Source organism: Myxacorys chilensis, from assembly GCF_059505265.1.
This window is the reverse complement of the sequence record NZ_JCACKG010000289.1, coordinates 1-13,091: the sequence shown is the minus strand read 5'-3', so window position 1 is coordinate 13,091 and position 13,091 is coordinate 1. Positions and strand designations below refer to the sequence as shown.

Annotated in this window: 15 protein-coding genes; 11 read left to right on the top strand and 4 right to left on the bottom strand. The window is 47.2% G+C overall.

From position 1 onward, the window contains the following. Positions 1-102 precede the first annotated feature (102 nt). On the bottom strand, positions 103-627 hold the full coding sequence (locus AC5JLB_RS29285; RefSeq protein ID WP_495877341.1) for a hypothetical protein: 525 nt from the start codon (positions 625-627) through the stop codon (positions 103-105). Between the two features lie 279 nt (positions 628-906). Between AC5JLB_RS29285 and AC5JLB_RS29280 the strand changes: the two genes are divergently transcribed. From AC5JLB_RS29280 to AC5JLB_RS29230, 11 genes are all read left to right on the top strand, one after another. Beyond that, positions 907-2,841: a DNA/RNA helicase domain-containing protein gene (locus AC5JLB_RS29280; protein WP_495877340.1), complete on the top strand. Its 1,935-nt coding sequence runs from the start codon at positions 907-909 to the stop codon at positions 2,839-2,841. A 223-nt stretch (positions 2,842-3,064) separates the two neighbouring features. Then, entirely contained in the window at positions 3,065-3,619 is a 555-nt protein-coding gene (locus AC5JLB_RS29275) for a DUF2808 domain-containing protein (protein WP_495877339.1), read from the top strand. Positions 3,620-3,721: 102 nt separating this feature from the next. Next, complete coding sequence (gene rpmH / locus AC5JLB_RS29270; RefSeq protein WP_495692083.1) at positions 3,722-3,868, top strand: 50S ribosomal protein L34; 147 nt, start codon at positions 3,722-3,724, stop codon at positions 3,866-3,868. Between the two features lie 55 nt (positions 3,869-3,923). Further along, on the top strand, positions 3,924-4,352 hold the full coding sequence (rnpA, locus tag AC5JLB_RS29265) for a ribonuclease P protein component (protein ID WP_495877338.1): 429 nt from the start codon (positions 3,924-3,926) through the stop codon (positions 4,350-4,352). After that, entirely contained in the window at positions 4,342-4,740 is a 399-nt protein-coding gene (locus AC5JLB_RS29260; RefSeq protein WP_495877337.1) for a PH domain-containing protein, read from the top strand. The genes rnpA and AC5JLB_RS29260 overlap by 11 nt, the downstream gene beginning before the upstream one ends. Positions 4,741-4,867: 127 nt before the next feature. Next, positions 4,868-6,013 carry a membrane protein insertase YidC gene (yidC, locus tag AC5JLB_RS29255; protein WP_495877336.1) on the top strand — a complete coding sequence of 382 codons (1,146 nt, stop codon included), beginning with the start codon at positions 4,868-4,870 and terminating at the stop codon, positions 6,011-6,013. 6 nt (positions 6,014-6,019) lie between these two features. Continuing rightward, entirely contained in the window at positions 6,020-6,523 is a 504-nt protein-coding gene (locus tag AC5JLB_RS29250; RefSeq protein ID WP_495877335.1) for a Jag family protein, read from the top strand. A gap of 76 nt (positions 6,524-6,599) precedes the next feature. Beyond that, a complete protein-coding gene (locus tag AC5JLB_RS29245; RefSeq protein WP_495877334.1) occupies positions 6,600-7,100 on the top strand; it encodes a YceD family protein in 501 nt (166 codons plus the stop codon). 69 nt (positions 7,101-7,169) lie between these two features. After that, positions 7,170-8,696: an AAA family ATPase gene (locus tag AC5JLB_RS29240; RefSeq protein WP_495877333.1), complete on the top strand. Its 1,527-nt coding sequence runs from the start codon at positions 7,170-7,172 to the stop codon at positions 8,694-8,696. A gap of 43 nt (positions 8,697-8,739) precedes the next feature. Continuing rightward, positions 8,740-9,171 carry an SH3 domain-containing protein gene (locus AC5JLB_RS29235; RefSeq protein ID WP_495877332.1) on the top strand — a complete coding sequence of 144 codons (432 nt, stop codon included), beginning with the start codon at positions 8,740-8,742 and terminating at the stop codon, positions 9,169-9,171. 170 nt (positions 9,172-9,341) lie between these two features. Further along, positions 9,342-10,163: a peptidoglycan-binding domain-containing protein gene (locus tag AC5JLB_RS29230; protein ID WP_495877331.1), complete on the top strand. Its 822-nt coding sequence runs from the start codon at positions 9,342-9,344 to the stop codon at positions 10,161-10,163. 1 nt (position 10,164) lies between these two features. Here AC5JLB_RS29230 and AC5JLB_RS29225 read toward each other — a convergent pair whose 3' ends face one another. The 3 genes from AC5JLB_RS29225 to AC5JLB_RS29215 form a co-directional block, all read right to left on the bottom strand. Further along, on the bottom strand, positions 10,165-10,626 hold the full coding sequence (locus tag AC5JLB_RS29225; protein WP_495877330.1) for a ferric uptake regulation protein: 462 nt from the start codon (positions 10,624-10,626) through the stop codon (positions 10,165-10,167). A gap of 129 nt (positions 10,627-10,755) precedes the next feature. After that, complete coding sequence (sigC, locus tag AC5JLB_RS29220) at positions 10,756-12,012, bottom strand: RNA polymerase sigma factor SigC (RefSeq protein ID WP_495877363.1); 1,257 nt, start codon at positions 12,010-12,012, stop codon at positions 10,756-10,758. 741 nt (positions 12,013-12,753) lie between these two features. Then, entirely contained in the window at positions 12,754-13,020 is a 267-nt protein-coding gene (locus AC5JLB_RS29215) for a hypothetical protein (protein WP_495877329.1), read from the bottom strand. Between the last annotated feature and the right edge of the window lie 71 nt (positions 13,021-13,091).

The window sequence follows — 13,091 nt, the reverse complement described above, 5'->3', positions numbered from 1 at the left end:
AACCGTTAAATTCGCCTTTACTAGAAAACTTCTGAGCCGTAATGAGAATTCGTTAACGGTGAATGAGAACTGCTTCTGAATTATGACTGAACATCTGCGTGACTAACGTTTGGGTAAGTCAGGACACACAAACTCTTGTTGCACAGCGCTCAAAGTGATGTTTCGGTTTTCGTTGCTGCGAACTAGAGTCTGCTGCAACTGGAGTGTAGTGTCACTCAACTGGGAAATTGTCGCCGTAAACGCCAGTTGTCCATCTTCAACTACACGCAAGACGCGAGGCGCATTCTTGTCAATTGTCCATGTCGAAATTCGGTAAGGTTCGACGCAAGAAGTTTGTAGCAGCGTCCCGTTAGGTAGAAAGGTGTAAATGCTGCCCGAGGCAGGCGTTGAAGGTGCTTTCGTCACTCGCCAAACTCGACTAAACAGTTGAGTTAAATCTCCGTTGGAACTTGCTTGAGAGGACACAGGAGAGGCTGGTACCGAAGATGCTGGCTTTGGACTTCCTGCACTGGGAGATGCAGCAACTGAGGTAGAGGGTTGCGAACTTTCAGCACTCGGCGACTGAGAGCAAGCGATTAGCCCCATTAACAGGATGCTAAGAGCCGAAAATCGTAGATGACGTTTCATAGTATTTCTCCATTAGATATGGACGATCGCATCAACAATCAAATTTCAACAGTCAACCTTTAACAACCGCGATTGACTTTTCCACGCTTCGGAAGCTCACGTCATCAATCATCCCATAACACTCCAAAAAATTCTTTAATTACGACATAAAACCTTTATTCTCTCGCTGAGAAGCAGTCTTAGAAACTTGAAGTCATGTTCACTGAGTTTTTCAATCTCCTCTCGTTCTCCTCTGCTCAGTAGATGGAGTGCCGAACACGAAATGTTTAACTTCGTTACATGATAGAACATGCAAGCCAACTCGACTTATGCGATCAAACAGAGCAAATGACCATTAACTATGGCTGGCGCGGCGAAATTAACACCTTTCTCTCAACCGCACCCACCAACTGGATAGAAACGCTCAGCGCAAACTATCAATTTCTCTACCGACAGCGATCGACCGCTACTCAACAGCAAGCGTGGATCGAGTGCGGGGAGATCTTGCGATCGCAACTCTCCAATCTTTTACAAACCCGTCCTGATGCAGCAACTTGGACGATCATCTTTGAATATGAACTGCCCAGCGAAGGGGGCCGCCGTCCTGATGTTGTCATCCTTGGCGCAGGTCATATTCTCGTTTTCGAGTTCAAGCAAAAATCAACTCCATCCACAGCAGACATCGATCAAGTAGCCGCCTACGCCCGCGATTTGGCAGAGTATCACAGCGAGTCGTCTCGACATCCGGTCACAGCGATACTAGTTCCCACGCGAACTACAAAAGAAAATCGTTTACACAACAAAGTAGAAATTGTTCGTCCATCCAACATAGCAACGTATTTAGATTCGTTAGAAACAACGCAGCCTGAAATCAGTACGGAAGCTTGGATTAATGCAAATTATTCACCACTGCCAACGGTGGTTCAAGCGGCACAGCAAATTTTTCAAAACGAATCGCTTCCAAACATCAAAAGTGCTCAAAGTGCAGGCATTCCACAGCTGTTAGCCTATCTCAATGAATTAGCAGAAACGGCAGAGCAGAAAAAAGAGCGTCATCTTGTTTTAATTACGGGCGTCCCTGGAGCCGGAAAAACATTAGTCGGTTTGCAGTTTGTTTATCAAAATCCTTTGCAGATCGATGGAAAGCGAAATGCTATTTTTCTCACCGGAAACGCACCGTTACTGACCGTTTTGCAATATGCACTCAAGAGCAAAGCTTTTGTGCAAGCCGTTCGTAATTTTTATATTCAATATCAAATGCGTCGCCAAACCGCTCCAAAAGAACACATGATTGTTTTTGATGAGGCGCAACGAGCTTGGGATCGCGATCGCATGGCTGAAAAATACGGCATAGGTTCAGCGGCAGCGGGGGCAGTCATTGGCATCTGCGATCGCATCCCAGATTGGTGCGTTTTGGTCGGTTTAATTGGTGAAGGTCAGCAGATCCACGTGGGCGAAGAAGACGGCATTGAACAGTGGAATTTAGGATTTGAACCCATTGCTTCTAAGTGGCATGTTCACTGCGCCCCTGAACCCTCGAAAGTATTCAGTGCAATTTCGGCAGAACGCCTTCATACTAAAGATTTATTTAACCTTACAACCTCACTCAGAACACATGTGGCACAGCATGTGCAGGCTTGGATTGCTTACGTTCTTTTAGGTGAATTTGATCAAGCAGCAAAAGCCATTCCTTCTTTGATGGGCGAAGGATTTGATACCTATCTGACCCGCGATTTAGAATCTGCTAAATCTTATTGCCGCGATCGCTATCATGAGCAATTTGATAAACGTTATGGTTTTGTTGCCTCTTCCCGCGCTCGCAACCTAACTCAATACAATATCAACAACGATTATATTTCGACTCAGAAACTGAATGTTGGAGCGTGGTACATCGATTCACCAGATTCATCGCTTTCCTGTTGTGCCTTGAATGGAGTCGTCACAGAATTTAGCTGCCAAGGACTGGAGTTGGACTTGCCAATTGTCTGCTGGGGTAACGATCTGATTTGGCGCGATGGAGCATGGGTCAGTACAACTCGACAGAAAGATGTCCGCGATCCGCTACGGCTCAGATTAAATAGCTATCGAGTCCTTCTGAGTCGTGGGCGCGATGGGTTCATCATCTTCGTGCCTCCAGATCCAAAAATGGATGGAACATTTGAAGCGCTACAAGCAACAGAATTGCAATTAATTTCTACAAGCTCTGGAGAATCGCTCCAACAGAATGCCGTCTGAAAATTTGCTACGGTTAGTCGCGATCGCACCCCATCACCGGAGACTTCCGATAGAAATTGGGTCATTACTTTATTTGGGGGAACATTTTGAAGGTTAATGCATTCAGCATCAATCAAAGCCTCTCCTCTGATCAATCCTTCTGTTGATCTCATTTAACTGTTAATCTCATTACATGAAGTCTCATTCCATTTCTCCTAACCATTGTTCTTCTGGTCAAATACCTATGCTGCTAAAAGGATGTTCGATGCGTCGAGTGGCGTCTTCTTTGGTGCGCTCAACCACTAGCTTTGCGATCGCAGGCTGTTTACTGGCGAGTCTTCCTCTGGTGGTACGTGCCCAAACTACGCCAGGATTCACAATTTTTAGCGGTGTCGAACCCAAAAATCAACTCAACTATCACCTTGACTTCGGTGGCAACTCAGGCAGTTGGGATCGCTACCGACTGAGAGTCAAGAAGGACAAAATGAAAGTCGCGGTCGCGCAGTTCTCGATCGACTACCCCAACTATTACAAAGGTGTGTTTGATCCCAAAGATGTCGAACTGCGAGTAAATGACAAGAAAGTTGCCATTCAAGAAGTGAAGTGGGAGAAAGAAAACTACGTGATCGAAGTGTTTCCTCAAGAACCTGTTCCAGCGGCATCTAACGTAGAACTTATTTTCTCAAACGTCAAAAATCCAAGTAGCGGCGGCATGTTCTACTTCAACTGCAATGTGCTTTCGCCAGGCGATGCGCCCTTGCTGAGAACTCTTGGAACCTGGATTATTGGCATTCAATAACTATCGGCATTCAATAACTCGGTAAAGATGATACTCTAGTAGACTGTGGCGATTTTCCGCAGTCTACTTATTTTTTGATTGATTTAAGCTGGAGCAACGGCAATGACGAAGCGTACTTTAGAAGGAACCTCTCGTAAGAGAAGAAGAGTGTCTGGATTTCGCGCCCGGATGCGAACCAAGAACGGTCAGAACGTGATTAAAGCACGGCGTAATAAAGGGCGGATTCGTCTATCTGTTTCTCAGGGATAGTGAGATTGCTGCGACGTTGCGCTGATCGAGTGAACCGCTGATTGAGTAAACCACAGTGGCATTGCCAAAGCATCACCGACTAAAGCACCGACGAGACTTTGATGCTGTCTATCAACGTGGGCTTCGTCGCGGCTCTACATGTTTTACATTACGAGCGCTGCGATTAGCGCTGCCAAGCTCTAAAGAATTAGCAAGCGAGCCTGCTCCTACGCGGATTGGTATCTCAATTAGCAAAAAAGTGAGTAAGCGTGCCGTTGTTCGCAACCGGATCAAACGGCAAATTCGGGCAGCGGTCCGTCAGCTACTGCCTCGGCTCTCTCCAGGATGGAATATTGTGATCGGCGTGCGATTGGCTTCGCCAAGCTCTAAAAGATCGTCAAAAGCGGATTCTGAAGAAGCACCCGCGATTGGGTGTGATTATTTTCAATTTCTGCAAGAATTAGAGCAGTTGTTGACAAAAGCCGAGGTGCTATATGGCGATTAAAGAAGAGGTTTACTACGAAGGCGGGCCTCATGTTGGTGACTTGATCATCAACATTCTGCTCGGATTTACGATTATTTGTATTCCGCTCACCATTGGCTCCATCGTACGGGCATTCTGGTTGCGCTATCGCATTACGGATCGCCGGATAAGCGTGACGGGGGGGTGGATGGGTCGCGATCGCTCCGATATCATTTACTCTGAAATTGCAAAGGTTGTCACGGTTCCCCGTGGCCTTGGTGCTTGGGGTGATATGGTATTGACGCTAAAAGACGGTAGCCGTTTAGAGATGCGCTCTGTTCCAAATTTCCGTCAGGTTTACGACTATATCAATCAACATCTATCCGAGCGAGCTAAAAAAGTAAGTGGCGGATTAGGGTCTCAAAAATAGAAATCTCGATCGATCAAGCGTCGATAGACGCGGTGAACGCTAAACTAGAATCTGGTCATCTCGATTCATCTCAATCGATCGAGAGGCTTGGGTTGAAACAGCAATTTTTAAGGTAGACGTAAAGCGAATGGACTTTGGTATCGGCTTTCTTTCCAACAAAATCATGCTCCCGATCCTAGACTTCTTCTACGGGATCGTACCCAGCTATGGTTTGGCAATTATTGCCCTGACTTTAGTAATTCGCTTCGCGCTCTACCCGTTGAGCGCTGGCTCAATTCGCAGTATGCGGCGGATGAAAGTGTCTCAGCCTGTGATGCAGAAGCGAATGAAGGAGCTTCAGGAGAAGTACAAGAGCGATCCAGCGAAGCAGCAAGAAGAAATTAGCGCTCTCTACAAAGAGTTTGGCAATCCTTTAGCAGGCTGTCTACCAGTCGTACTTCAGATGCCAATTCTATTTGCGCTATTTGCAACCTTGCGAGGATCACCCTTTTCAGACGTGCCTTACAACGTGAACCTGCAAATTTTGCCGAAAGGGCAGATTGAGCAAGTGACGCCCCAAGCGTTTGTAACCCCGTCTCAAAACATTTATTTGTCCGATGGTGTACACTCTCGCATCTCAGCGATCGCGCCGAGTGGAACCAAGTTGGCGGTCGGCGAAAAGACGAAATTTGAATTTCAAACGCCTGAAGGAAAGCCACTGAGCCAATTAACGGCAGAATACCCTGACACCAATCTAGTTCCTAAGTACAAAGTGACTGCCGGAGCAGAGCGGATCCGGATCAACGAAGACGGAACGATCGAAGCGCTGCAACCTGGAGATGTCACGCTTCAAGCGATTATTCCAGGTTTAGCGGCTGATAAAGGATTCCTCTTTATTAACGCGCTTGGCCATGTTGGTGCGGTTGACCCGGACGGAACGCTGCACTGGGATATTATCGGCATGATTCTGTTCTTTGGAATCAGCCTTTACATAAATCAACTTCTTTCGGGACAGGGATCAACGGGTAATCCTCAGCAAGATACAGTCAACAAAATCACTCCGGTGATCTTTTCTGGCATGTTCTTCTTCTTCCCGTTGCCGGCTGGAGTATTGATGTACATGGTCATCGCAAACATTTTTCAGACCGCTCAAACCTTCATTCTCTCTCGTGAACCGCTTCCAGAGAATCTTCAAAAGATTGTTGACGAAGAAGCAAAAAATGGTGGTGGAGCAGCAGCGACATTGACAGATGGAGCGCTGCCCTTTGAACCCGGTCGTAAGAAGAAGGCATAACGTGAGATGGGTGATCAGTTACAGCAACGGGGTCAGCAGTGGCTAGAGAATTTTTTGAAGTTGGCGGGGCTATCGACGACGGTTTCAGCCGAAGTTCGAGAAAATTCATTTGGGAAAAGCTGCTGGCTGACGATTGACCATGCGACTTTACATCCCCATCAAATTGACATTTTAGTTGGCGATCGCGGAGCGGGACTGGATGCGATTCAGTATTTAGCAAATTCTGCGCTGAACCTCGGCTTAAGTCAGGAAGAGCAAGGATCGGTAACGATCGAGCTAAATGGCTACCGTGAAGGGCGTCAGCAAGAGTTAGCAGCGATCGCTCAAACTGCGAGCGATCGCGTCCGTGAGACAGGCGAAGAATACGAGATTAAGTCCCTCTCCTCTGCCGAACGTCGCCAAATTCATTCTCTGCTACAAGATCAACCCGATCTAGAAACCTTCAGCCGTGGGCAAGAACCCCATCGAAATTTGGTGGTGCGATTTGCCCACCCTTCAGATCAAAGCTAAGATCAAACTTAAAGAACCAGATTAAAACCAAAGAAAAAATTGGCGTTTTCGAGTTACTAGAGAGTAACTGTTTTTAATGAAAGCGATTCATATTCCTCGATTAACACACGCCCCTGAGCGAACCGAAACCCTTGAATTTAAAGAGCCGATTAAAGGTCTAGAAACGTTAACTCCCGTTCAAGGCACCATCACTATTACTCACCAAGGCAACTATTTAGAGGTTTCAGCGCAGGCAGAAGCGATCGTAACCCTCACCTGTCATCGGTGCTTGCAGCAATTCAATTATCGTCTTTCTGTTTCTCCATCAGAGATGATTTGGCTTAACGACGCTGCTGACCCGACTGAAGAACTTCCCCTCGATCGCGATTTGACCCTAGACGATCTGATGGAGTCGTTGCCGCCAAACGGATATTTCGACCCTGAAAAGTGGCTCTATGAGCAACTGTGTCTAGAAATTCCCCAACGTCAATTGTGTAGCCAGTCTTGTCAAGGGATTGAAGTTGAGGATAAAAATGCTCACATCACTGACCGACGATGGGCATCGCTCAACGCCTTGAAGGGACACCTCCCCTCGTAGGGATGTGTTGCCTAGGAAGGGCGGTGTTGTACGGTATAGAGGTGAGATTCCTATTGACCTGCACCTGCTATGAGTTTCAGCGACGAGTTTAATCTGCTGCTACGAGCACGATATCCGATTATCTATATCCCAACTCGCGAAGAGGAACGAGTGGAAGCTGCGATCGCTCTGTCAGCAAAACAACAGGGCGATCGAGCGGTTTACACCTGGGATTTTGTCGATGGCTATCAGGGGAATCCTAACGATCTCGGATTTGGCAAACGCAATCCGCTGCAAGCCCTGGAATTCGTCGAAAAGCTTCCTGCTAGTGCTGCCGCAATTTTTGTACTGCGAGATTTTCATCGCTTCTTAGAAGATATCTCCATCTCGCGCAAACTGCGTAATCTTCTGCGGTTGCTAAAATCTCAACCGAAAAACTTGGTGTTGCTCTCCTCACAAGTTGCCATTCCAGAAGATTTGAGCGAAGTCCTAACAGTACTTGAGTTTCCCCTACCTAACGCCGCTGAAATCGCAACCGAGATTGAGCGCCTCTTGAGTGCCACTGGACAGCGCTTAGAAGGTAAGGTGTTAGATGAATTAGTGCGATCGTGCCAAGGGTTATCAATTGAGCGAATCCGACGGGTTTTGGCGCGGGCGTTAGCTCTACATGGTGAACTGCGACCCGAAGATGTCGATTTGATTTTAGAAGAAAAGCGCCAAACCATCCGGCAGACTCAGATTTTAGATTTCTATCCGGCTACGGAAAACATTTCAGATATCGGCGGATTGGATAACCTCAAAGACTGGCTGATTCGACGCGGCGGATCGTTCTCAGAACGGGCGCGGCAGTATGGATTGCCCTTTCCTAGAGGGCTACTGCTAGTTGGGATTCAGGGCACCGGAAAATCGCTAACGGCAAAAGCGATCGCGCACCACTGGCATTTGCCGCTCCTGCGACTAGATGTAGGTCGCCTCTTTGGGGGCTTAGTCGGCGAGTCAGAGTCTCGAACTCGTCAAATGATTCAACTCTCAGAAGCCCTTGCGCCTTGCATTCTGTGGATTGATGAAATTGATAAAGCCTTTTCAGGGGTCGATGGTCGCGGTGATGCGGGTACAACAAGCCGTGTGTTCGGAACCTTTATTACCTGGATGGCAGAGAAAAAATCTCCTGTTTTTGTCGTCGCCACTGCCAACAATATTCAATCGCTTCCAGCGGAGATGTTGCGAAAAGGCCGATTTGACGAAATTTTCTTTGTCGGTTTGCCCAGTCAAGAAGAACGACGCGCCATTTTTGAGGTGCATTTATCGAGACTGCGATCGCACAATCTGGACCAGTACGACCTCGATCGCCTCGCTTATGAAACGCCCGATTTTTCTGGAGCCGAAATTGAGCAAGCGCTAATTGAAGCGATGCATCTAGGCTTTAGTCAAAACCGCGATTTTACTACCGACGATATTCTAGAAGCGGCGAGTCAAACCGTCCCCCTTGCCCGCACTGCCAAAGAGCAAATCGAATTTCTCCAGGACTGGGCCTCGGCTGGAAAAGCAAGACTCGCCTCAAAACACAGCAGTCTGAGCGATCGAATTCAGCGCCAATTGCAGCAGCCAGAAGGATGAGTGGTAAAATTTGGCTTGCTTCACTTATTGCATCAGGTGACTCATGAGTTGGTCTGGCTTTTCTAAAGTGCTCCTTGGGCTGCTAGTAGCGATTGGTCTCATTGCTGGAGGCGGCTTTATCGCCGCTCGTATTGTGATTGCAAAATACAATGCTTCGCCTGCAAAGCCAATTTATCCCAACGACGCGCCAGCAGCGAAGTCATCAAATGCTACAGCCGCTAAAGCCAATAAGACGGCTGAGCCATCTTCAAGCGAGCCAGCTGCTAAACCGTTGCCGTCAGGTGCAACGGAAGCGCGAGTCACTCAACCAATTGGCCTCATTTTGAGAGATGGTCCTAATGGGAGTCAGATTGGTGGTATCGAGTATAACGATCGAGTAGTTGTTCTAGAAACTAGCCCAGATGGTGGTTGGCAAAAGGTGAGACTTCCAGCAAGCGAAAAAGAAGGCTGGGTTAAAGCTGGAAACATTGAGTAGAGCGAAAAATTTACATATAAATTTCTGATTAGTACAAATATCCAAAATTCTATCGAAAGACATAGCGATTTCGTCCTGAAACTGCTGGGCGTTAGTGTCGAACTTAGTTAATATTTATTTATGAAAGGTAAAAGCTTCTCTTTACTAACTTAGTCGAAGCTTATAAAATCATGAGCAAATTAAATCGACGGCAGTTTTCTAAACCCGCTTACTTAAACCTTCTGAGTTTACTAATCAGCTCTATTATTTTCGGGGTTGCTCAATCGGCAATGGCGCAATTTGAAGGCGATCGTATCCCTGACAATAGTGATCGATCTGCCCCCATCTACCCCTCTGATGGTGTCCTTCAGGAGGGCGATCGCGGAGCCGCCGTAACTAACCTTCAGCAACAATTAGCGGCGCTGGGCTATTACAGAGGCTCCATTGATGGGGTATTTGGGCAAGATACGACAGAGGCTGTCCTAAGGTTTCAACGCGATCGCAACTTGATCGCGGATGGCATTGTCGGAACTCAAGTCTATCAAGCCTTAGGAATTAGCCCCTCGCCCAGCTATCAACCCTCTGGTCGGCAGCTTGGTGTTGGCGATAGCGGTGCTGATGTGGAAGAATTACAGCGTCGCTTAGCCAACCTAGGCTACTTCAATACCTCCGTGACAGGCTATTACGGTTCTGCCACTCAAGACGCAGTGACTCGATTTCAGCAAGATAGACAGCTTGCTATCACTGGAAGTGCTGATGCTCAAACCCTGAGTGCCTTAGGAATTTCATCTGCGGTAGGCGGAGACGCAAATGAGCGATATGTCGTCATCGTGCCGAAAAACGACGACACTATCCTAGCAAAGGTGCGACAATACGCACCAACTGCCTTTTTGTCAGGCTCGCGTCTAGGAGATTATGTTCAAGCGGGCACGTTTCCTTCTCGGGAAGCGGCAGATAGACAAACGAGACTGCTGCGATCGCAGGGATTAGATGCGCGAGTTACGTATCCATGAGTTACACCAACAGCGATCGCTGGCAGGTCGGGCAGACCGCATGGATCGACAACTGACAATCTAGCAAGTGATAACCTTCCTTCTGGGCAGCTTTCGTGCCGATCTTTAGAATCGGATCACTCTTGAACTCAATTGTTTTACTGCACCGCACGCAGATCAGATGGTGATGATGATGCGGATGAGGCTGATTGATTTCGTAGTGCTTATGACCTTCTGCTAGTTCCAGTTCCCGCAGGATGCCCATGCGAGACATGAGCTTTAGGGTGCGGTAAATCGTCGATAGACTAATGCCTTCTCCTTGTTCTTCCAGTAGAGCGTAGAGATCTTCAGCACTCAAGTGCTGTCCTTCTGGCAGATTTTGAAACACGGTGAGAATTACTTCGCGCTGTGGAGTCAAGCGCCAGCCTTTCTCATTCAGTTCAGCCTTGAGTGAGGCTGAAGTATAAACAGGAGCGTTTAACATTCTCAACAAAGCCTCCTTTCTTGAGAATATAGCATAACTAAAAATAAGGCGACTTGCAAGAAGTTCGCCTTATTGATAATAATATTCAGTTGAGGAAGGCAACTGCCCAGATTTTAGAACCGCAAGCCTTTAACTTAGCGATTCTAGGTAGTCTCGCACACGATTGCGTCGTTTAGGCTGACGAAGTTTTTGCAATGCTTTCGCTTCAATCTGCCGGACTCGTTCTCTAGAGAGTTCGAGCGCTCGACCGATTTCTGCCAAGGAATAGGGCTGTCCGTCGCTGCCTAAGCCAAACCGCATTTGAATCACATCTCGTTCGCGATCGGTGAGGTCTGCCATAAGTTGCAGCAAATCCCGCCGCAGGGATTCGCGCATCAATGTTTCTTCTGGCGTAATTTCTTCCGTTTCGAGCAGATCGCCTAACTCTGTATCTTTCTCCTTGCCCACTTTGGTTTCTAGAGAAACCGATCGCGGCACTCGCAGCAAGACTTCCCGAACTTGAGGAGCCGTCATCTCAAGTTCTACAGCGATATCTTCGATTGTTGCAGTCCGACCTTTTTCTTGAGAGATTTTGCGTTGAGCTTTTTTAATTTTGTTTAATTTTTCGGTGATGTGAACTGGAAGACGAATCGTGCGGCTCTGAGTGGCGATCGCACGGGTAATACCCTGCCGAATCCACCAATAGGCATAAGTGCTAAAGCGGTATCCTTTGGTTGGATCAAATTTTTCAACGGCACGCTCTAAACCTAATGTGCCTTCTTGAATCAGATCTAAAAGTTCTAAACCACGATTTTGATATTTCTTAGCAACAGACACGACTAGGCGCAGGTTTGCCTTAATCATGTGTTCTTTAGCATTGATTCCTGAAGTTTGAATCTGATCTAATTCTTCAGTGCTTAGATTGACTAACTTGGCCCACGCCTGTTTGCCTTGAGCCAAAATCGGCTTGAGGTTAGAGACTTCAACGCCTGCTTCGGTGGCCCACCGCTCTAGAGACGGTCGGTGTCCCAGAATAGAGGCTAAGCGATCGCGGGCATCAATCAACTGTACATAGCGGTGGACGGGTGTGTTTCCTGTTTCTCCCGCTTCGTTGCGTTGCTCTAAAAGCCGCATGTGGCGCTGCACTTTTTGGGCTTCCGAGACTTCTTCATCTCGTCCCAACAATTGGACGCGGCCAATTTCCTGTAAATACAGCCGAACTAAATCAGTTGTCCGACGCCCTAGGTTTTGCGTGCCTTGCGGGACATAGCCCAAGTCAAGATCCACCAGATCTTCGGGCGAGGGTTCGAGATCGTCGCGATCATTAAACCGTGCCACGAAGGGAGATGGCTGCTCCACAGCTGAGGAGTCATAGTCTGCATCAGCGTAGAAAGAGGTTGCTGGCATCATGTTTCGTTTCGGTTGCTCTGGGTACGAATAAGAAGCGGTTGGTTGTGTAGCTAGTGTTCCCCGCCTTTTAGGACTTGAGAACACAGGCATAGGTTCCAGAAGTGGAGACTGACCAACCTAAGCGTTGCTCGAGCGATGAGATCGAAATCTCTTTAGTAACTACACGAGTGACTACACGTCGTTATGCATCCATTCCGAAAAAGGGCAGAAATGCTTTGATTCAGTGGATATCAATTCGTGCTTAGTATGAAAGACGACTGAATCACTGAAAAGTAATTTAGAGCGAGCAGTAATCTAACCTACATTAGCTGCACGTTATTCTCAGGACAAAGGTTTCGAGCTTCGGCCATCTTCATCAAAGCTTCTAAAATTTAGCAAAACTAGTCATGTAGTAATGAAGTTATCGCAGAAGTGGAAAAAGTATGCTGGGATTTTGAGCAATAAAATGAAGAGTGATCAAGAGCATACAATCTAGTGATCGCAATCACCAATCACTTAACGTTGTTTTTAATTTTGAACTCAATCATTCCTTGTCAAGAAATGGTTTAGCGTTTTTGTTGATCATTTTGCTTACGGAAGCAATAAATTTGTTGTTGCTGAAATTGATAAAGGAGGGTTTTTTAATGACTAAGAGGCATACACAGAAGATTACGATTTGCTGAACTACGGTGAGCGTGTCTGAGCGATTACCGTCGCTCTGCAAAAAGCCCCTCCGCAAGTGATGGCGAAGATCAAATTTCAACTTGCACCCAAACCCACCCAAGCCGAAAAAGTGGGATAGCATTTGCAGTACAACAGGATGTAGAACAACTTTTCACGACTCGTGCGTAACGTTGCTTTTCGCCCTCCTCCCATCGCTCGCTGGCGCTCGACGTCTCGGTTGACTCGGCTTTGCTCGTAGGCTTGTGCAAAACTCGGCAGGAGGGATTCAAACGCTTTGCAATTAAGTCCTGTCATTGCCCATAGCAGACGATCCTGTTTCAAGATGCGTTCGAGATTCAGCATGGATAGAACACAGACGATTGCTAGGTTGTGTTGACATTTCAGCGAAGTTCAATCAGCAAGGCAGTGAAATA